Here is a 20,967-nt window from a genome sequence, read left to right as displayed (position 1 = left end):
TTAAAATCTCATAAATAAATTGGCTGTCGCGCGGTTTTCTTGATAATCATTACTTAATAAATCTGACGTTTGCGTTACGTGTCTAAATTCTAACTGCGCACTCACCCGCTGAGTAATTGCCTGGTTTAAGCCAATAGCAAAATCATAGCGATTGTCATGCGATGAGGTATTTTTAGCACTGTATCTATCAATCTGCTGCCACTCTGGACTCAGATAAGCACTGGTTTTTCTGGCAAATTGCCACTGCCAGGTGGCGTTAACACCTCTAACACGTTCCGTGCTAGGGGCATTATTTTTACTGGCTTGAAAAGTCCGATCTTGATTAAAGCCATGAACTGAAACAGTACTTTTACCAGTAAAAAATACTGCGGAAAGATTCCAGCTTGCTCTTTCAACAACCCCATCAATTGCCGATGGACTACTAATTGATATATTGACTGGCATAGCTCCTAACTGAATAGCAGGCGAATTTACTTTAACCAGCGCAGCGTTCTGCGTGGTAAAAATATCCTGAACTGTCGTTGTATCATTGTCATGTGTTAACGTCCAACTCGCATTACGTGTCCGATAATTTAAAGCCGTTTGCCAGGTTGTGCCGGTGTTTAAGCCTATCGCATTGCATTTTACTGTCGTCAACCAGCTCAAACGTTTCATCGGCATAATATTAACCGTAGCATAACTATTATTACCAGCGCCTGCCTCTAACCAATAATAACGACTCGGACTCCAGCGACCGCCTAGTGTATAAAAAAAACCATTATTATGCCTACCCACGTTAGCTGCGGCATTAAAAGCATTAGCACTGTGTCCCACTGTTGCAAAGAGACTGAATTTTTTATGGATATGCGTTCTCACACTCACGCTGGAGCTTTGAAAAGCAACATCTTCACCGTCTGTACGATAGGCCTTAGAATTATTAAAACCTGCCGACCACTGTAAACGTTTAAATTGACTGCCGCTGTTAAGCTGAATCATTTCAGCCACAGTTTCAGAATTGGACAGCGTTGTCGCGCCCGAAGAAAAGGTATCGGCATTAACCCGTACACTGCCATTAACATAATTACCCAAATGCACTAGCCACGTCGGTGACACACCAAAAGAACGCATAGTTGTCGTATCATCTTTATTACCGGATATATTGTCTGCTATCAAACGGGTATTACTGATATTTTGCTGACCTATTGATGCTCTGGAATCCACAAAAAAACGATTTTTCAGCAGTACATTATGCGCAGAAAACTGTAATTGATGCGCTAAACTATAATCACCATCACCGTGGGCATTGTACAAATTTTGCATGTTATATCTGAGGTTAAGGCTAGATTTACCTACCTGCCAAATAATATTAGCCGCCGGACTTAACTGGGTAACAAATCCATTTTTAGCTTTACCCGATGCCGCCAGATTAATATTATCGGAGTAAATTTCTTGCCATTGAAGACTGGGCACTACATGCCAATTTTTCGCCCAACTTTGATCGCTGTACAAAAACACTAATACCTGAATGCCGCCCCAATACAACAGTCTAAACACACCAGACTTAATCCATTGGCGCTGAAGGTTATCGCGAATTGTCTGATTACGCCATGAATTAACAAATCGTACGGGTGTATTTGACAAACTGAATTCGCCTCGTTTGCGCCAGCTGAAATCAAAACACTGTACGTACATTACTCACTGATACCCCATAAATTAAAATGCGCCTATCATGCGGACGCAAACAACAGACGCATGGTATTAATGCGCATACTGTCCATAACCGTAATAACTGCCGTCCATTCCGGTGTTTTGAGATTTATTAAAAACCGTCAACACAACGTCACACGGCGCTAACTTAGCAACCGCTTCCATCACCATACTTTGCAAGGTAGATTCCGCTTCAATAACTAAAACCACCTGCCCTACCAATTTTGCTAATATTTCACCTTGCGTGGCGGCCAGCAAAGGCGGTGAGTCAAAAATCACTATTCTGTTGGGATATCGAGTGCTTAACTCCTGAGCCAACACACCCATTTTATTGCTAGACAGTAATTCGGTGGAATATTTATGCTTCTTACCGGCCGGCACCACACTCAGCCCAGGCATATTGGTTGCCAAAATAACATCAACAAAATCAATATCTGTCGATTCTAAATATTCAATCAAGCCCGGCGACGATTTAATACCTAACGTTTTTGAAACTGACGGCCTCGCGACATCAGCATCAATCAATAAAACATTTTTATCTCGCTCATTAGCGATACTCAATGCCAGATTAATGGCGGTAAATGTTTTCCCTTCTCCTGGCACGCTGCTGGTCACTAAAATCAAATTAGACCGCTCTATACCTAAACTGCCTTTGCCAAAGGCGTTACTGACCAGCGGTCTTTTAATATTACGGTACTCCTCTATGGTTTGTGTATTAACATCATCCGGTGTCACAAAACCCATACTCGCCAAACGCTGCCAATCAATTTCTACGGTTTCAGCAGGCTCAAAATCATGTCGGGTTTTTTCATAGTCATTACCCGAAAATAGCGGTATCGCGGGACTGATTGAACGCACTCGATCTGTATTTTTAAATGCAGTATTAGAAAAATTAGTAGCGCTATTAGTTTCTTGCTCTTGAGTTTTGGCTTTATTTAATGCTTTTTCAATAATACTCATCGTATGCCTCTACAGAAATATCAAGTAATGCTTTGTAATAATTTAGAAAGGCTGAAAAACCTAACACCCATCAACTCAAGCGCCATAAAACCAACATAAATAACCAGTAACCCTACACCAGCAAAACTGTAACGCAAGCGATCTTTTTTATTCTTTTGCACTTTATCCTCAGTCACTTTTAAAGACACGCTACCTAGCACAGGCAGTCCTGTTAGCTGCCGTAACTGCAAGGTAGACATAACCGTAGGTCTGATAAAATACAAAGCCAACGCTAAACCAAAGCCACACAAACCGCCACCTACCAAAACAATTGAAAATAATAACGGTCGGTTTGGCGAAGACGCAGCCAGCGGTTTATTGGGTGCATCGGCAATTCTAAATTTCAACGCCTCAGCCTGATTATCAACTTTTTCAGACATCTTGGCTTGCTCCCTGCTTTCAAGTAACTTGTCATAAGTGCTTTTAATAGCATCATAATCACGATTCAAGTTTTTCAACTCGGTTTCCACAGTCAACCGAGAATTCAACTCCGTGCCTATTTTATCAGCACGTTGTTGCAACTCAGTAACGCGAGATTGCGCCGAAGCTACATCGGCCTCTGCTTCGTTCAACGCTACCTTGATTGTTTGTATATACGGATTTGCCATCACACTGGGCTTAATTAACGCATCATCTGCTTTCTGCTCAACCTGCACCGTGTCTTTTTTACGTTGCTTCATTTCCGCGATAGCTTTATTAATGGATACAATTTCTGGATGCCTTTCGGTATAGCGTACTAACAATTCTTTTTTACGAATTTTTAATACCTGAATAGTGGTATCTTCTTCCGATAAATTTTGCTCTTGCTGTTGTAAATCAGTGACACCCCATTCTTCATCAGATTCTTTAATTTCCTTCAACTGAGCAAGCAACACTTCTTTACGCGATAAAGTTTCATTCAGTTTCATTTTGGCATCGGCTAACATACCCGCCGTGGTTTGCACTTGAGCAATTTGATCATTACCTTCGCCAGGCAATAGCCCAAAATTAGTACGTTTAAAATTTTCTCTGGCTTTTTCGGCATTTCTTAAGCGTGTTTCATAATCACTTATTTGCACATCAATAAATTTTTTCGCCGAATCAGCGCCTACCAAAGTAGATTTATGGGTTTGCTCAGAAAAAACCGTTAATACCGCTTGCACCACATTTCTAGCCATCTCGGCTTCACGGGCTTCGTATTTAATAATAAAAATCTCATCGGCACCGCCATTAATTTGAATGTCTTTTTTCAAGCGTGTCATCATCGCTTGTCGTTCTGTTTCATTCTGAACAGTTTTCCCCAAATCTGACAGTTTAATAATTTCATCAAGATTAGATTGCGTAAACATTAAAGATTGCATTACCCGCAACAAACCACGTATATCTGACTGAATAGTCATTCCTTGCAACAAAGGCTGTAACATAGTCCGTGTTTCAACATGCACTTTGGCCTCAGAAGTGTATTTATTAGGCATTGCCAATACAAATACCCAACCAATTAAACACACCACCCAAGCAATAACAATACCATGCCATTTATAGCGTAACGTGCCTTTTACGTAATAGATAATCTCAGAAATCTGCTCTTGCATATTATTTTACTGCCCTGCTTAACACCTTATTAATGTCTGACTTAGCTGTTAAAAAAATGCTTCCGGAATAATAATAATGTCGCCGGGTAAGATTTTTACATTGGCAGATAAATCAGCGTTATCAATCAAATCATCTATCCTGATACCAAAATGCTGTGGCTCACCGTCAATATTACGAATAATATTTGCTTTATTACCATCGGCGTATTGCCCTAACCCACCGACTTGTATCATTAAATCCAATAAAGTCATATCCTTTTTATAAGGAAATGTGCGTGCAGAAAAGCCACTACCACCACCGCCAAAACCTCCGCCAGAAAAACCATTGCTAGCACCGATACCAAGAGCGCCTGATCCGCCATTTCCTGATGCGCCACTGCCGCCACTTAATTGACCAATAATTCTCACTTGCTGAGAATAAACCCCTTCAAAACCACTGACCATAATAACCACTTGAGGATCACGTACATATTTAGACAGTTGTTTTTCCATGACCCGCGCCAGCTGAGACGGTGTTTTACCGCTCGCCAATAAATCTTCTGCCAGCGGGATAGTAATTTTGCCATCCGGTCTTACTATTGCTGTGGTGGAAATATCAGGATTACCCCAAACGAAAATATTAACATTATCACCAGGGCCAATAATATAAGTGTAATCGCTGGGAATAACAGCATCTTCTTCCTCGCTTAACAGCGGATAGCCGCCGCATCCGCCAAGCGACAAGGTTGCTAAAAAAAGTAATAGCCATTTTATTTTTTTAAAAAAACTCACCAAAAATACCTCAATTATTTGAATATGCTATTTTACTTGGCCACACAATAAACACAGAACGCGCACGAAATAATTTAAGCAAACCCATGTCTTAACAAGCTCAGAACGAACAAAAACCGGATTTTAAGCTGTTTAATTTATATTCTGCACCGTGTTAACGTTACGTATTGCATTACCTAGTACAGCGTTTTCACAGTTCAATAGTTACAGCGTAACCGTTCGCACTGAGCTTGTCGAAGTGTGCCGTTCGTGCTTCGACAAGCTCAGCACGAACGGTGGCTGTAACTGTCCTAAGTTGAAAACGCTGTATTTAGTCAATTTTGATATGCCGGGTATATTTTTGACCGGTGTGAGACCTACGGGATTTTTAAAACCTCGTAGGTCTTTATAGCATCCGACAGAATAATATTGACTGAGTACTCGCTACCAACTTTATATCTAAGGCGCTACGCGCAACAAGGCACACCATTCATCCTGAACGGTCGAAAGATGCACGGTGTGCGGTTATGGTTCGACTGCTTTTTGGCTATGGCTACCAAGAAGATGGGGCAAAATGTAGATTAAGTTGAACGCTTTGCTCAATCCAACACAATCAAATCGATGCACATATTGAATTGCCAAACAGCAGGTAACCTACTACTTCAGCAGTATTTTTTATCCGATATTAACTGTATAGCCCTGTCTAAAAGTCGACTACCAGCTTAACAAGAGACAAAATGTAGGTTGGGTTGAACGCTTTTATCAACCCAACATTCCCAAGTATTGTAAATGTTGGCTTGCCAAACAGCAGGCTGCCCAACCTACTTGAATGTTGTTGTTATTTTTTTATCCGGCCTTACAGCGTTTTCAACGTAGGACAGTTACAGCCACCGTTCGTGCTGAGCTTGTCGAAGCATGAACGGCACACTTCGACAAGCTCAGTGCGAACGGTTACGCTGTAACTATTGAACTGTGAAAACGCTGTAACTGTATAGCCCTATCTAAAAATCAATGACCTCTTGTTTTGGCAATAATCTGTGTCAATAAGGTTTTTGCTGCTTGTAACTCAGGGAAGTCAGTTTTTTTATTGGCTAAATCCAGTGCTTGCTGCAACTCGGCCATAGCGCTGCCATTGTTATCACTGTTAGCATAAGCAACACCTAAATGGTAACGAAATACAGGAATATCAGGCGCACTTGTAATGATGTCTTGTAACAGCGTAATACCTTCCTGTGTTTTACCCTGCTTAATTAACGCCCACGCATAGGTATCTTTATAGTACGGCTGATCGGAATCTTTAAAACGCTCAGACAATTGCAACGCTTTTTGTAACTGCTCTACCCTACCCTCATGCTCAATTAACAAGACCGCAAAACTGTTAATCACCGTATCGAGATTAGGATTTTTAGCCAACAGCGCATCATAAATCAAAATCGCGTGTTCATTGTCACCCAGCGCTTGATAGACACTGGCCAATGCCAATGAAAGCCCCACGTCATCAGGGTTTTGCTGTAAGCCATCCTGATAAACGGCAACAGCTGCTGTTTTATCATTCTGAGCCAGCTTAAATTTAGCCAAGCTTATGTACGCCTGCGGCACTTTAGCATTGTTTTTAAGCAACGCTGTTAAAATATCAACGCCTTCGGTGATTTTTTTATCACGCAACAATAAATCAGCCAATATTAAATTAATCGCGACATTATTAGGCTCTTTATCACGCACTGCATTCAGCACAACAATCATCTCCGAACGTTTATTAAGCGTGTCAAAACAACGCGCCATATTCTCCAGCGTGTTTTTATGGCCTGGAAATTTAACCAGCAATACTTTGTACAGCTCTATCGCTTGACCGTACGCACCTTCTGCTTGAAAAATTTGTGCGCGTAAAAAATTAGCAACATCTTCCGCTAACGGACTGGCTGACTCAGCAATTTTTTCTACCACCTCTTTTGCAGCAGGCAAATCGGCATCCAACAAACTTACTTTGGCTAATTTTTCAAGAAAATCAATATTATTAGCTTGATACTTAACCGCCGTAAGCACCATATCTTTAGCAGATTTTATTTTATTCTCACTGAGCGCTTTATCATATAAATACCTTAAAGCCTGCGCATTAGTCGGATTTATCTTTAGCGTATTGTCAAAATATTGCGTGGCTTTTTTCCGATCACCTGTCGCTAAAAATGCCTGCCCTGACAGCACTAAGGCCTCTTCCAGCTCAGGTTGACTTAACAATACTTTATTTAGCAATTCAAGTGCGCTGTCATAATGTTTTTCTACTAACAGCACCCGCGCACGTAATACTTTCGCATCGTTATAATTTGCATTGTCCTCTAAAATTTCACCAATGAGCTTTTCTGTTTCAATCAGGTCTTGCCTATCAAAGGCAATTTTTGCCAGTGATGTTTTTGCCAGCAACCCCACCGGACTGTCTTGCTCCATCTCAATAACCTGATTGAGTATTTTCTCTGACTCCCCTAAACGTTTGTGTGCAATCGTCCAGTTAGCTAACTCCAGCAACTTACGCGGTTCATCGTTATGCGTTTTTATAAATTGATGCAAATGATCCGTCACCTTATCTAGCGCAGTATCACTCAAAAAATCCAGTAGTAATAGTTTGGGTTTTATGTCATTAGGCGATTTTGCCATCAACTCACGCAATAGATTTTCAGCAATTTGTTTTTTATCCATCTGCGTATAAAGCCTAGCCAACGTCACTTTATAGTCATCGTTTTCAGGATACAAACGACTTAACACCTCATAATCCGCCATAACAGCCGCCATATCTTTGGCTTTTGCATGTAATTGGATCTTGAAAAAATGTAAATCTATATTTTTAGGCTCCACCGCCATTGCGGTTTCCATCAAGGCTAATGCTTTATCTTTTTCATTTCTTTCGTTATAAATCAGCGCCTTTAATGATAATGCGTCAATAAATTTAGGATTTTTCTGCAATATACTATCAATAATACGTAAGGCATCTTCTTGCTTTTTTTGCCTGATAAATACAGAAGCTTTTAAAGCAAGCGCCTCTAAATTTTCAGCCGCTTCTTTTAAAACACTTTCTGCTTGTACCAACGCCGCATCAGGCTCACCAAACGGTAGTAATAATTTACCCAGCTTCAATCTGGCTTCGGTATTTTTAGGTTCTAGCTCAATTACTTTAACCAAATTTTCCCGCATCGCTTTATATTGATGATTTTTTTCATCTAACAACGCCAGATAATAATACGTTTGAGCCGTATCTTTGTCCGATTGGTTGGATGTTTTTAGTTCCAGCTTAGCTTTTTCATAATCGCCTTGTTTAAAATATTCAACACCGCGCTGCAAATGCTCTTTAGGATCATTGTTATTGCAGGCCGCTGGCAACAGCAATACCCACAGCCCTATTGCTTTCCATAACCTATTGTTAGGATAAAAACGCATCATTATTAATTAATCCGGCAAAATTTAATCTATTGTGGCTATCTTTTATAATTTTTGGTATTTTTTTAATTACCAAATTTACAAGGATGAGCAAATTTTTCAGCTTGAAGTGTAGCAACAAACCCAACACTATTTGTTAATTAGTCATTATAGTTGCCCGCTACCAGACGGATCAAACCAGCTTTTATTGAAATACTTACACGCCAATCTTCTTTTTTATGCTTTACTGATACGCTGTAAAAGATACCTGAAGTTATATTCACAAAAAGAGGAAACAAATTATTAAAGTTAATACATCTGTGTTCTTTAATATATTATTGAGTATAGTCAACTTATCCATTATAACGATCAAATTTTTTAATTTTTTTACACTTATTACAAAAATAACCGAGTGCTATGTAAAATGGCGCGCACGCTTTTTTATATTAATCAACGTGTAAAAATGGGTAGTGCCTGCAACACAACACAGGTAGGTTGTTTGTATAAATTGTCAGTTTTAACGTATTGACGCATAAAGCATCAAACATTAAAAGTTAAAAAACATCTCAACTCGTTGACTTTATTGCCCTGCATTATTTTATTGACGACGGGATGCGATTAAAAGTACGGGAATTCATAGGGCGCATAGCGTAAGCGTAATGCACCGAATGTTGGGTATTCCATAACTATAATTCTAAATGATAGGGGTAGATTGAGGAATATTACCAACATATGATATTTTATAAATTCTCCGTACTTTTAATCACACCCTGACTACGTCTAAGACACCGATAAAGGCAACCCATGCGTGCAACTTGTGAAAACATAAACAACTTTAATATTTTGACCGTACAGGATGAAAGAATTGATGCCCATAACTCAGGCGAATTAAAAGACACGCTCTTGCAAATGATAGCGCGTGGCGACACTCAGATCATCGTGCAATTGCAACAAGTCCGCTTTATTGACAGCTCCGGTTTAGGTGCGTTATTGGCTGGCAACAAGCACATTGTTGCCAAATCGGGTCGTTTTGTATTAGTCAATATTCAGCCACAGGTATTGTCGATGTTCGAATTAACCCGGTTAAATCGGGTGTTTGAAATCTATGCCGATATCAATGACATCCTCAACAACGAAACCTAGAGACCGCCATGTGTATACCGCTCTTGCAAGTAGACGTTGTTATTCCCACTGAAACCAAATACCTGGATTTAATCGGCTGCATTGGCGAACGCATCGCTAAAAAAGTAGATGGCTTTACCGGTGACCGAGAAGCCTTAGCCTACCAGCTGAATCTGGTATTGACCGAAGCGACTGCCAATGCCATCAAACATGCTAGCGATGATGACCTGCAACACACGGTCAGAATATCAATACACCTGCATAGTAACGCATTACATATTAAAGTGTATGATTATGGCCAGGGCTTTGACCTGGACACTGTGCCGATACCGGATTTTGAGCATCCCCAGGAAAGCGGCATGGGGCTGTTTTTTATCCGCAGCCTGATGGATTCAGTCACGTATACCAGGCAAGCCGATTACAATGTCCTGGAGATTATCAAATACTTGAAGTAGCCACGTTTTTAACCCTCACATCGGCGACCTATAATCATGAACCCAGATGAGCCAGAACATAACTTCCCCACCGCTTGGCATGACAAGCTTCAGGCCTTTGCTATACGAGTATTGGGTGTACAAACGGCTCGGCTCTTATGGCAAAAATACCAGCCCTTATTATCAGCAGACTATCAAAGCCTGATTTCACCCCGCTATGCCCTGAATGATATTTTGCAGCTTGAGCGTTTAATTAGCACGAAACAGCAAGCTATCAGCCTGCTTAAACCCTACCCGCACTACCCGCATTATCGCCTGCATTTTTATAGCCAGCAAGCCCGTTACCTGGATGAATTTATCCCTGTGCTGGAAAATATGGGTTTACGGGTGATGGATCAGGTGCAATTTAGTTTTAATGTTGATGGCGTTAGCGTCAGCCTTAAAAGCTTTACCATTAAGTCCGCCCACCTGCCGTCTCATCCTTTAAACCTGATAAAAAACCACTTGCTGACGGCTATTGAGCGGGTGATGCAAGGCCAGGTTGAAAACGATGCGCTCAACAAATTATGTGTTCTGGCAGGGTTGAATTGGCAAGCCTGCGATTTGTTGCGGGCTTACCGGAACTATTATCTGCAACTGGGCTACCGCACCACGCGGGCAAGTGTGCATCATGCTTTGCTAAATAACCCCGACGTGGCGTTAGCCCTTTACCAGTATTTTGATGCGCGCTTTAAACCCGATCCTGATTGGCAAGATCCGGTTTTCAGGGAAGAGCAGGTTTTGTTTCCACTGCGATTACGCATACTCGACAATTTAGCATCGGTAGCCGACATTAATGACGACCGGATTTTACGCACGCTGTTTAACCTGATTGATGCAACGGTTCGATGTAATTTCCACCAGCGCTGTACGGCGGATGATTATTTTATCGCCTTCAAGATCAATAGCCTGGGCGTTATCGACATGCCAACCCCCAAGCCGTATTGTGAAATTTATGTCCACGCCATCGACATGGAAGGTATTCATTTGCGCGGTGGCAAAATAGCACGCGGCGGCATTCGCTGGTCGGATCGCCTGGATGATTTCAGAACGGAAATACTGGATTTGATGCAAACCCAAATCAATAAAAACGCCCTGATTATCCCAACCGGTGCCAAGGGTGGTTTTGTGGTGAAAGACAATACTTCCCGGCAAGATTTTAAAGCCGCCGGTAAAAAAGCTTATAGTCGATTGATACGCGGTATGTTGGATTTAACCGACAACTTTATCGATAACAACCATATTAACCCCAAAGACTTGGTGATTTACGATGACCCAGACCCGTATCTGGTGGTGGCGGCAGACAAGGGTACGGCACAATTTTCGGACAGCGCTAATGCCATCGCCGCTGAATACGGCTTTTGGTTAGGGGATGCGTTTGCCAGTGGCGGCAGCTATGGCTACGACCATAAAGCTTTAGGTATCACCGCACGCGGGGCTTGGGTGTGCATACAACGGCATTTTCGGGAATTGGGCAAAGACATTCAACGGCACCCCTTTACCGTCATCGGCATCGGCAGCATGGACGGTGATGTGTTTGGTAATGGCATGTTGCTATCACCGTGTATCCGCTTGCTGGCAGCGTTCAGCGGGCAGCATATATTCATCGATCCTACACCACCGCAAAGTGATGCCGCTTTCAAGGAACGTCAGCGTTTATTTGAATTGGCCGGTTCCAACTGGGATGATTATGACCGTAGCCTGATCTCCAAAGGGGGTGGCGTGTATTTGAGATCAGCCAAGGATATCCCCGTTTCAGACGAGCTAAAACGCTGGCTGGGTATCCGTTACAAGTCGATAGACGGTGAAGCGCTGATACGTGCCCTACTGGTTACACCGGTGGAATTATTATGGTTGGGCGGCATTGGCACGTATGTAAAAGCCAGCACCGAAAAACACGAAGAGGTCGGTGATCGCGGCAATGACACTGTGCGGGTAAATGCCAGTGAACTGGGTGCAACCGTGGTTGGCGAGGGTGCAAATTTAGGCTTTACTCAACAGGCTCGCATTGAATACAGTTTACGCGGTGGCCGTATCAACACCGATGCGGTAGATAATTCGGCGGGTGTTGACACCTCTGACCATGAAGTCAATTTAAAGATATTACTCAATAGCCTGCAAAAAAAACAGCGGGTAGCCGATTACCACACGTTGTTTACCGACATGACCGACGCAGTTTGTCAGTTGGTATTGGCGGATAACGTAGCGCAAAGCCTGTGCTTGTCTTTAGAACAGCTGCGCTGTGCAGAAAATCCGGCGCTGTTTTTGCAACTGGCAGAACACCTGGAAGCGGCAGGGGTTCTGGATAGGGCGGTGCAGTGCTTTGCTTCTAATAAGGATATCCTGACCAGGCCTGGACAAGTCATTTCTCGCCCTGAGTTGGCTGATTTAATGGCGGCCAGTAAAATGTATCTGGCGCAACAACTACAAGATCAGGCGGATTTATTGCAGGATGACTGTTATGAGCGTTATTGCCAGGCGTATTTTCCAGTGCAGCTGCGTACGGGCTTTAAGGCGTATCTTTCTGGACATGCCTTAGCCACTGAAATTAAGGCCACCGTCATCAGTAACCTGATTATCAATCAGGCAGGTTGTGGTTTTTTAGGCCTGATATTCGATACCGACGGCAACATCATAACGGCAATCGATTGCTATTTGGCGTTTGACCAGATTTTACAGGCTGATGCACTGCGGCAAGCGATAGCGGAACTGGATAACCAAATACCAGCAGCACAGCAATATCAATTGTTAAACCAGTTGGAACACAGATTGATATCTTTTTGCCGCTGGGCATTATTACACGGTAGGGAGATACGGCCTGATGCCAGCACGATTAATGTGTACAGTGCCTATTTAAATGCTTATAAAACCTATATTAACCAGCACAGATCGGAACAGGAACAAGCGCAACACCAGCACCCGTTAGCGCAATTACCGGCGGCACTGGCGCAAAAATGGGGGGTTATTGACGCGATACACAACTTCCCCTATTGGGTGTCATTAACGGAAGAAACCCAACAGGATTTTACACTTATTTTGGCCTTGTTGGATGAGGTGACCCACAGACTAGCCGTGAATGACATCCAGCAACAAATAGCTGCTATTGCGTTACGTGATAACTGGGAGAGTCTTGTCGTCCATGATCTGCAAGAAGATATGCAACACTATATTGGCCAGATAGTGAAGAAAATTCTGGCCAGCTCACTTAAGACGTGTGGCGATTATTTTACCTTGCCCGAAGTACAGCAGCGGCTTACATCATACCAACAGGTTTATCTTGATATTCAACAGACAGCGCCGCGTGTACTGTTGCCTTATGTCGTTTTGGTGAGAGCTATGGCGCACGTATTAGGCAAAAAATAGTACGTTTGTAAGTTATTGGTGATTAAAAATATGCACAATAAGCGGTGATCAAACGCGGCGTTAATCATTGCGGTAAAAATTGACCGCATATTAACCTAAAAAGTTTAGGCTCGTCTGTTTGACTCACTGCAAGCCGTTATTATTGCCCAGAGCACCCTCATACACAAAGTAGCACAGCTTCAAGTCTACAGCACCTTACTTTATGCGTTTGGCGAAGGTGTTGTGTCCAAAAGACAATTTTTACAGCTTTTTTACACGCATTTCGATAAATTGCTCTCCAACGTATCAATTGTTAGGAGGAATAATCATGACCTTTATTTACGCATTAAGCGCATTATTGGCGTTGGCTTTGTTCATTTATTTGTTAGTGGCGTTATTTTTTCCGGAGAAATTCTAATGTTCATTAACACGTATTCCCAAATTTCGTTGTACTTGATAACGCTGTTGCTATTGGCAAAACCGCTCGGCGTTTATATGGCTAACGTTTATGAAAATAATCCGATGCTACTAAATCGCTTGTTCGCTCCTGTCGAATTAGCATTATACCGTTTGAGCGGCATTAAAGCAGCTGAGGAAATGACTTGGAAACAGTATGTGGCGGCCTTGTTGTGGTTTAATTTTTTCGGCGGTTTAGCGGTGTTTATAGTGCAAATAGCGCAAGCCTATTTACCGTTAAATCCGCAACAACTCGCCAATGTGTCGTTTGATTCAGCGTTTAATACGGCGGTTAGTTTTGTCACCAATACCAATTGGCAAGGTTATTCCGGTGAAACCACTATGAGTTATTTCACCCAAATGCTGGGGCTTAGTGTGCAGAATTTTGTTTCTGCTGCAACTGGGATGGCGGTCTTAGTGGCGATGATTCGTGGCTTTCAACGCACCCATGCGACCACTATCGGAAATTTTTGGGTGGATTTAACCCGTGGTGTTTTATATATCTTATTGCCGCTGGCTTTGGTATTTTCATTCATATTGGTAAGTCAAGGCGTGGTGCAAACTTTCAAGCCCTACCTGACTATTCCAATGGTAGAGCAGGTACAAGCTAGCCCGCCAACACAACAAACCAGTAGCCAAACGATTGCCGTTGGTCCTGCGGCATCACAAGTCGCCATCAAGCAGTTGGGCACCAACGGTGGCGGATTTTTTAATGCCAATTCTGCACATCCTTTTGAAAATCCAACGCCGTTGTCGAATTTTCTGGAGTTGTTGGCCATTTTGCTGATTCCGGCAGCGTTGTGTCATAGTTTCGGGACTATGGTTAATGATCCGCGCCAAGGCTGGACGATTTTAACCACGATGACACTGGTCTTGCTGGGTGCATTGCTGGTTACGCTGCACTATGAGCAAGCAGGCAATCCCTTGTTGAATGCTTTAGGGGTAGATCAAACGTCCAGCCTAACGCAATCTGGCGGCAACATGGAAGGCAAGGAAACCCGCTTTGGCATTGTTAATTCGGTGCTGTGGGCAACGACCACAACAGCCGCTTCCAATGGTTCCGTCAATGCTATGCACGATTCCTTTATGCCGCTCGGTGGCATGGTGCCGTTGTGCCTGATTCAACTGGGCGAGGTGATTTTTGGCGGGGTCGGTTCTGGTCTGTACGGCATGTTAATTTTTGCCATCATTGCCGTCTTTGTTGCAGGGCTAATGATTGGTCGTACACCGGAATATCTGGGTAAAAAAATGGAGGCTTTTGAAATCAAAATGGCCGCCATCGTTATTTTAATACCGGCTTTTTTTATCCTAATGGGCACGGCGCTGGCGGTACTGTCAGATGCCGGTAAAATTGCGACGGCCAATCCCGGCGCACATGGCTTCAGTGAAATTCTCTACGCTTTTTCGTCGGCTGCCGGTAATAACGGCAGCGCCTTTGCAGGCTTAAGCGCCAATTCGCCATTCTACAATATTGTGTTAGGCATCATTATGCTATTTGGGCGCTTTGGCATCATTCTGCCGGTACTGGCAATGGCTGGTTCATTGGCGGCTAAAAAATCGGTACCGGCAACCGTTGGCACGTTGCCAACCCATACGCCTTTATTTGTACTGCTGCTAATTGCAACGATCTTACTGGTCGGTGCGTTGACGTTTGTACCGGCCTTGGCGCTAGGGCCTATTGTTGAACATCTACAAATGCTCAACCAACTTTAATGCTGCCAAGCCTCACTGAAAAGGAATTAAATGATGACTACAAAACATCAGTCCCAGCCGTTTTTTACCAAACAGCTTATGTGGGTAGCACTGACTGACACCCTACGTAAATTAGCGCCGCAGCAGCAATGGAAAAACCCCGTAATGTTCGTGGTTTACGTGGGCAGTCTATTGACTACCGGCTTATGTATTACCAGTATCTACCAAGGTAACGAGCAACAGCTTGGTTTTATGCTGGCGATAACGTTTTGGCTTTGGTTTACTGTTTTGTTTGCCAACTTTGCTGAAAGTATCGCCGAAGGCCGCAGTAAAGCCCAGGCAGCTTCATTACGGGGTGCAAAGCGAGAACTCATGGCCAAGCAACTTAATGAGCCACACTACGATACTGATTACACTAAAGTGGTCAGCACACTATTACGCCGTGGTGATGTTGTGTTGATTGAAGCGGGTGATTTTGTGCCTGCCGATGGCGAAGTTATCGAAGGCGCGGCATCGGTCGATGAAAGTGCTATTACCGGTGAAAGTGCGCCGGTCATCCGTGAATCCGGCGGCGATTTTAGTTCAGTCACTGGCGGAACACGGGTATTGTCGGATTGGCTGGTGGTGCGGGTAACGGTTAATCCTGGGGAAGCGTTTATTGACCGGATGATTTCAATGGTGGAAAGCGCCTCACGGCAAAAAACCCCTAACGAAATTGCCCTGACCATTTTGCTGGTCGCACTGACCTTGATTTTTTTACTCACCACCGTGACCTTGCTGCCGTTTTCAATTTACAGCGTGGACATTGCCAAGTCCGGAACGCCCGTATCAATAACCGTGCTGGTCGCGTTGCTGGTGTGCCTGATTCCGACCACCATCGGTGGTTTGCTGTCCGCGATTGGCGTAGCCGGTATTGGCCGGATGATGCAAAAAAATGTCATTGCCACGTCTGGTAGAGCCATTGAAGCGGCCGGTGATGTGGATGTGTTGCTGCTCGACAAAACCGGCACAATTACTTTAGGCAACCGGCAAGCATCGGCTTTTTTCCCGCTTAACGGCATCAGCGAACGGGAACTGGCCGATGCCGCGCAACTGGCAACCTTGGCGGACGAAACGCCGGAGGGCCGCAGTATTATTATTCTGGCCAAACAAAAATTTGCCTTGCGGGAGCGTAATATTCAGGAATTAGGCGCTACCTTTGTCGCCTTTAGTGCCCAAACCCGAATGAGTGGTGTTAATATCGGTGCCAAGCAAATTCGTAAGGGCGCTATGGATGCCATTCGTACCTACATCGAAGCGCAACAGGCCAAGTTTCCGGATGAAGCCAAACAGCTTGCCGATACCGTCGCTCGCCGAGGCAGTACGCCGCTGTTGGTGGCTGAAGGTGGCAGAGTATTAGGAGTGATTGAGCTGAAAGACACCGTCAAGGGTGGTATTAAAGAACGCTTTGTCGAGCTGCGCCGGATGGGCATCAAAACTATTATGATTACCGGCGATAACCGCTTGACAGCAGCAGCCATTGCCGCAGAAGCCGGTGTTGATGATTTTTTGGCGGAAGCAACGCCGGAAGCCAAGCTTAAACTCATCCGCGAACAACAGGCAGAAGGCCGCCTGGTCGCCATGACCGGCGATGGTACCAACGACGCGCCCGCGCTGGCACAGGCCGATGTGGCGGTAGCGATGAATTCGGGTACGCAGGCGGCTAAGGAAGCCGGTAATATGGTCGATTTGGATTCCAACCCGACCAAACTGATTGAAATTGTCGAAACCGGCAAACAAATGCTGATGACACGCGGTGCGTTAACGACATTCAGTTTAGCGAATGACCTGGCAAAATATTTTGCGATTGTGCCCGCTGCGTTTGCCAGCACCTACCCTGAATTGGGGGCGCTAAACATTATGGGCTTAAGCAGTCCTGCCAACGCGATTCTTGCGGCGGTTATTTTTAATGCCCTGATTATTGTTGCGCTGATTCCTTTGGCACTCAAAGGTGTCACTTATCGGCCTCAAAGTGCTGAAAGTTTACTGCGTACTAATTTGCTGATTTACGGCGGCGGTGGCGTTATTGTGCCGTTCATTGGGATTAAGTTAATTGATCTCGGTTTAACCGCGTTAGCGTTTTAAAGGCTAAGGAGACTGTTATGATGCAACACATAAAACCCGCATTATTCATGCTTTTGTTTTTCACGGTGTTAACGGGCATTGCCTACCCGCTCTTGGTTACTTTCGGTGCGCAGATTTTATTTCCTGCCCAGGCTAATGGGAGTTTAATCGTCAATGATAAGCACACTTTGGGTTCGGAATTGATCGGGCAATCCTTTACCCGGCCTGAGTATTTTTGGGGACGGCCTTCTGCGACTTCGTCCAGTGCTTATAATGCCGCTGCCTCTAGTGGTTCTAACCTAGGCCCAAGCAATCCTAATTTAAGGGAACTCGTGCAGCAACGCATCAAAGTCTTGCGCGAACTGGATCCAAGCAACACTCAACCCATTCCTGTGGATTTGGTCACGGCTTCGGCAAGCGGCCTTGACCCACACATCAGCTCCGCTGCGGTACTGTTTCAATTAAACCGAGTAGCGGCAGTCAGACATTTACCCTTGGATAAGATAGAAGCGTTAGTGACGCAGTGCACTGAAGCGCGGCAATTGGGCGTATTAGGCGAGCCACGGGTGAATATTTTAAGATTAAATCTAGCGCTGGATAATAGGCGTTCTTGCCTTGAGTAAGTGGTGGATTAAGCTATGAACGATACTCGACCAGATCCAGATGCCTTGCTTGCTCGTGTAGAACGGGAAGAACAACAGCGCAAACGTGGCCGCTTAAAAATATTTTTCGGAGCGGCCGCAGGTGTGGGCAAAACCTACGCTATGCTGTTGGCGGCACAATCTCTCCGTCTTAAGGGTATCGATGTTGTCGTTGGACTGGTCGAAACCCATGAGCGTCAGGAAACCATTGCCGTCTTACAGGGATTGGACGTGCTGCCACCGAAATTGGTGCAATACCGTGGCACGGTACAACGTGAATTTGATCTGGATGGTGCACTTAAACGCCATCCGACCTTAATCCTAATCGATGAGCTGGCACACAGTAATGCGGTGGGTTGTCGTCATCCCAAACGCTGGCAGGACATTGATGAACTGTTACAGGTCGGGATTGATGTTTACACTACCCTGAATGTACAACATCTGGAAAGCCTGAACGATGATGTCAACCAGGTGACCGGCGTACAGATTTTGGAGACAGTGCCCGATACGGTTTTTGAGCTTGCCAATGAAATCGAACTAATTGATTTACCGCCCGATGATTTATTACTGCGGCTTAAAGAAGGCAAAGTTTACATTCCTCAGCAGGCAGAACGGGCGATGCAAAACTTTTTTCGCAAAGGTAACCTGATTGCCTTGCGCGAATTGTCGTTGCGGCTGACCGCTGACCGGGTCGATGCCCAAATACAGGATTATCGCGATGACAATGCGATACGTGACATCTGGCAGGTCGGTGAATGTATCTTAATTTGTATTGGCCCTAACCCGATTGCCGAGCGTTTGGTACGGGCAGGTAAACGCCTGGCGACCAGCCTGCATGCCCAGTGTATTGTACTGTATGTCGAAACCCCTAAGCTGCAACGCCTAAAGCCTGAACAGCGTGATGATGTTCTGCGGGTGCTGCGTTTTGCCGAGCAGTTAGGTGCTGAAACCGTGACGCTGTCAGGTTTGGTCATCAGCGATGCCGTGTTGAATTTCGCCAAAAGTCGCAATGTCAGCAAAATTGTTTTGGGTAAACCCAACCGCAGGGGCTGGAAACGCTGGCTGTTAGGTTCGGTGGTCGATGATCTCATTTCCGAAGCCCATAATATTAATATTTATTTGTTGGGCAGCCCCCGATCAAAGCCAGGGGATTTAACACAGGTTAAGCAGACACTTAAAACCAAATCCAGCCGCTTTTATTATCCTAAAGGCCCAACAAGAAAGTGGGGAATAAATGCCGGATGGGCGTTGACCAGTACCGTTTGCAGCAGTTTGGTGGCGTGGTTGATGAGCGGTCGGTTTGAGCTGGCCAATATCGTCATGGTGTATTTACTGGGGGTGGTGTTTGTTGCCGCCCGTTTTGGCCGTGAAGCGTCGGTCATGACATCAGTCTTAAGCGTGTTGGCGTTTGACTTTTTCTTTGTCAATCCTATCAATACCTTCTCGGTGGCTGATGCCCAGTATTTGGTGACCTTTCTTATTATGCTGTTGGTTGGCATGGTGATTAGCCATTTAACCAGTGATATGCGGGCACAAACTAAAGTTGCCGCGCACCGTGAGCGCCGTGCCAGCGTGTTGTATGCCTTAAGCGAAGAATTAGCGGTTGGCCGCACGTTAACCGATGCAGCAAAAGTTGCCGCGCGGCATATTCAAGCCGAATTTGGCGGCGCTAATGTCTTATTGTTTCCCGTTGACGGGGGGCGCATGGTTTACCCATTGGACTCACCCTTACCGGAATCCTTGCGCGGGTGTGATCTGGGTGTCGCGCAATGGGTGTTTGATCATGGCCAGATTGCAGGGCAAGGCACCGATACTTTACCCGGCGCGAATGCCGTGTTTTTCCCCATGACAGGTTATCGGGGCGTTATAGGCGTACTGGCTTTACAGGCGGCTAATTTGCGTCGGGTGTTCCTACCTGAACAGCGCCGGTTGCTGGATACCTTTATCAATCAGATTGTGCAAACCATTGAACGTGTGCGCCTGTCGGACGATGCACAGCAAAGCCAAATACGCATGGAATCGGAGTCGTTGCGCAATTCGTTGCTCAGTGCAATTTCGCATGATTTACGCACACCGCTGGCCTCCATTGTTGGTGCAGCCAGTTCCTTAGTGGCTGAAGACGGGCAGCTTTCTCCAGAGGATCGGCATGAGTTAAGTCTTACCATTTACGATGAAGCCTTGCGCATGTCCAATTTAACCAACAATATTTTAGACATGGCTCGCCTGGATGCAGGGCAAGCGCAACTGAACCGGCAATGGTATCCTCTGGATGAGATTATAGGCGGTGCTTTAACGCGGGTACGCAAACTAACTGCTGGACGGATGATTAACACCGAACTTCCCGAAGGCCTGTGCCTGGTGCGTGTTGATGCGGTTTTGATTGAGCAGGTGCTTATCAATCTATTGGAAAATGCTTGTAAATACACGCCGCCAGCTACCCCGATTGATGTTATAGCGGAGCGAGCAGTACATACATTAAAAATCAGTGTCGCGGATCGCGGTTTAGGCATTCCGGTTGGCGAAGAAGAAAAGTTATTTGATAAATTTTACCGGTTGCATCGGGAAGGTTCTCAAAGCGGGGTGGGTTTAGGCTTGGCTATTTGCAAGGCGATTGTGGTTGCACACGGCGGCCTGGTGGGTGCAGCCAATCGACCCGGTGGCGGCGCACAATTTTATTTTGTCTTGCCTATGGATGAAGCGCCACCCGAATTAGAAGCAGAGGCTTAG

General features: G+C 44.8%; 13 protein-coding genes. 8 read left to right on the top strand and 5 right to left on the bottom strand.

Going from position 1 to position 20,967, the window contains the following annotated elements; genetic code table 11:
* The 5 genes from CRENPOLYSF2_RS11885 to CRENPOLYSF2_RS11865 all read right to left on the bottom strand — a co-directional run bounded on the left by CRENPOLYSF2_RS11885 (window position 1) and on the right by CRENPOLYSF2_RS11865 (window position 8,435).
* Window positions 1-1,620 (bottom strand): TIGR03016 family PEP-CTERM system-associated outer membrane protein, encoded by a 1,620-nt coding sequence (locus tag CRENPOLYSF2_RS11885; RefSeq protein WP_176371113.1) that lies wholly within the window; start codon window positions 1,618-1,620, stop codon window positions 1-3.
* Window positions 1,621-1,737: 117 nt separating this feature from the next.
* Window positions 1,738-2,646, bottom strand: coding sequence for an XrtA-associated tyrosine autokinase (locus CRENPOLYSF2_RS11880; protein ID WP_087144153.1), 909 nt, complete (start codon window positions 2,644-2,646; stop codon window positions 1,738-1,740).
* A 20-nt stretch (window positions 2,647-2,666) separates the two neighbouring features.
* Window positions 2,667-4,256, bottom strand: a complete 1,590-nt coding sequence (locus tag CRENPOLYSF2_RS11875; RefSeq protein WP_087144152.1) for an XrtA system polysaccharide chain length determinant — start codon at window positions 4,254-4,256, stop codon at window positions 2,667-2,669.
* Window positions 4,257-4,304: 48 nt separating this feature from the next.
* The gene (locus CRENPOLYSF2_RS11870) at window positions 4,305-5,027 is read right to left on the bottom strand and encodes a polysaccharide export protein (RefSeq protein WP_087144151.1); all 723 of its coding nucleotides are present in this window, start codon (window positions 5,025-5,027) and stop codon (window positions 4,305-4,307) included.
* Window positions 5,028-6,014: 987 nt separating this feature from the next.
* Window positions 6,015-8,435 carry a tetratricopeptide repeat protein gene (locus CRENPOLYSF2_RS11865; protein ID WP_087144150.1) on the bottom strand — a complete coding sequence of 807 codons (2,421 nt, stop codon included), beginning with the start codon at window positions 8,433-8,435 and terminating at the stop codon, window positions 6,015-6,017.
* Window positions 8,436-9,215: 780 nt separating this feature from the next.
* Here CRENPOLYSF2_RS11865 and CRENPOLYSF2_RS11860 point away from each other — a divergent pair.
* From CRENPOLYSF2_RS11860 to CRENPOLYSF2_RS11825, 8 genes are all read left to right on the top strand, one after another.
* A complete protein-coding gene (locus CRENPOLYSF2_RS11860; RefSeq protein ID WP_087144149.1) occupies window positions 9,216-9,554 on the top strand; it encodes an STAS domain-containing protein in 339 nt (112 codons plus the stop codon).
* An 8-nt stretch (window positions 9,555-9,562) separates the two neighbouring features.
* Window positions 9,563-9,988: an ATP-binding protein gene (locus CRENPOLYSF2_RS11855; RefSeq protein ID WP_087144148.1), complete on the top strand. Its 426-nt coding sequence runs from the start codon at window positions 9,563-9,565 to the stop codon at window positions 9,986-9,988.
* A gap of 36 nt (window positions 9,989-10,024) precedes the next feature.
* Window positions 10,025-13,369 (top strand): NAD-glutamate dehydrogenase domain-containing protein, encoded by a 3,345-nt coding sequence (locus CRENPOLYSF2_RS11850; protein ID WP_087144147.1) that lies wholly within the window; start codon window positions 10,025-10,027, stop codon window positions 13,367-13,369.
* 307 nt (window positions 13,370-13,676) lie between these two features.
* Entirely contained in the window at window positions 13,677-13,766 is a 90-nt protein-coding gene (gene kdpF, locus CRENPOLYSF2_RS18570; RefSeq protein ID WP_140396852.1) for a K(+)-transporting ATPase subunit F, read from the top strand.
* On the top strand, window positions 13,766-15,517 hold the full coding sequence (gene kdpA / locus CRENPOLYSF2_RS11840) for a potassium-transporting ATPase subunit KdpA (RefSeq protein WP_087144145.1): 1,752 nt from the start codon (window positions 13,766-13,768) through the stop codon (window positions 15,515-15,517). The genes kdpF and kdpA overlap by 1 nt, the downstream gene beginning before the upstream one ends.
* 33 nt (window positions 15,518-15,550) lie before the next feature.
* A complete protein-coding gene (gene kdpB / locus CRENPOLYSF2_RS11835; RefSeq protein ID WP_087144144.1) occupies window positions 15,551-17,620 on the top strand; it encodes a potassium-transporting ATPase subunit KdpB in 2,070 nt (689 codons plus the stop codon).
* A gap of 17 nt (window positions 17,621-17,637) precedes the next feature.
* Window positions 17,638-18,222, top strand: coding sequence for a potassium-transporting ATPase subunit KdpC (kdpC, locus tag CRENPOLYSF2_RS11830; protein ID WP_087144143.1), 585 nt, complete (start codon window positions 17,638-17,640; stop codon window positions 18,220-18,222).
* Window positions 18,223-18,237: 15 nt separating this feature from the next.
* Window positions 18,238-20,967, top strand: a complete 2,730-nt coding sequence (locus tag CRENPOLYSF2_RS11825) for a sensor histidine kinase (RefSeq protein ID WP_087144142.1) — start codon at window positions 18,238-18,240, stop codon at window positions 20,965-20,967.

The sequence above is a fragment of the Crenothrix polyspora genome (genome assembly GCF_900163755.1).
Classification (GTDB): domain Bacteria; phylum Pseudomonadota; class Gammaproteobacteria; order Methylococcales; family Methylomonadaceae; genus Crenothrix; species Crenothrix polyspora.
The sequence above is the reverse complement of the archived record's forward strand: the minus strand, read 5'-3'. Positions and strand labels throughout refer to the sequence as shown.

Excerpts from the sequence above, each read along its gene's own strand:
- CRENPOLYSF2_RS11860 (WP_087144149.1), top strand. The coding sequence starts at position 9,216 with ATGCGTGCAACTTGTGAAAACATAAACAACTTTAATATTTTGACCGTA.
- kdpA (WP_087144145.1), top strand. The coding sequence starts at position 13,766 with ATGTTCATTAACACGTATTCCCAAATTTCGTTGTACTTGATAACGCTG.
- CRENPOLYSF2_RS11855 (WP_087144148.1), top strand. The coding sequence starts at position 9,563 with ATGTGTATACCGCTCTTGCAAGTAGACGTTGTTATTCCCACTGAAACC.
- CRENPOLYSF2_RS11850 (WP_087144147.1), top strand. The coding sequence starts at position 10,025 with ATGAACCCAGATGAGCCAGAACATAACTTCCCCACCGCTTGGCATGAC.
- kdpB (WP_087144144.1), top strand. The coding sequence starts at position 15,551 with ATGACTACAAAACATCAGTCCCAGCCGTTTTTTACCAAACAGCTTATG.
- kdpF (WP_140396852.1), top strand. The coding sequence starts at position 13,677 with ATGACCTTTATTTACGCATTAAGCGCATTATTGGCGTTGGCTTTGTTC.
- kdpC (WP_087144143.1), top strand. The coding sequence starts at position 17,638 with ATGATGCAACACATAAAACCCGCATTATTCATGCTTTTGTTTTTCACG.
- CRENPOLYSF2_RS11880 (WP_087144153.1), bottom strand. The coding sequence starts at position 2,646 with ATGAGTATTATTGAAAAAGCATTAAATAAAGCCAAAACTCAAGAGCAA.
- CRENPOLYSF2_RS11865 (WP_087144150.1), bottom strand. The coding sequence starts at position 8,435 with ATGATGCGTTTTTATCCTAACAATAGGTTATGGAAAGCAATAGGGCTG.
- CRENPOLYSF2_RS11825 (WP_087144142.1), top strand. The coding sequence starts at position 18,238 with ATGAACGATACTCGACCAGATCCAGATGCCTTGCTTGCTCGTGTAGAA.
- CRENPOLYSF2_RS11875 (WP_087144152.1), bottom strand. The coding sequence starts at position 4,256 with ATGCAAGAGCAGATTTCTGAGATTATCTATTACGTAAAAGGCACGTTA.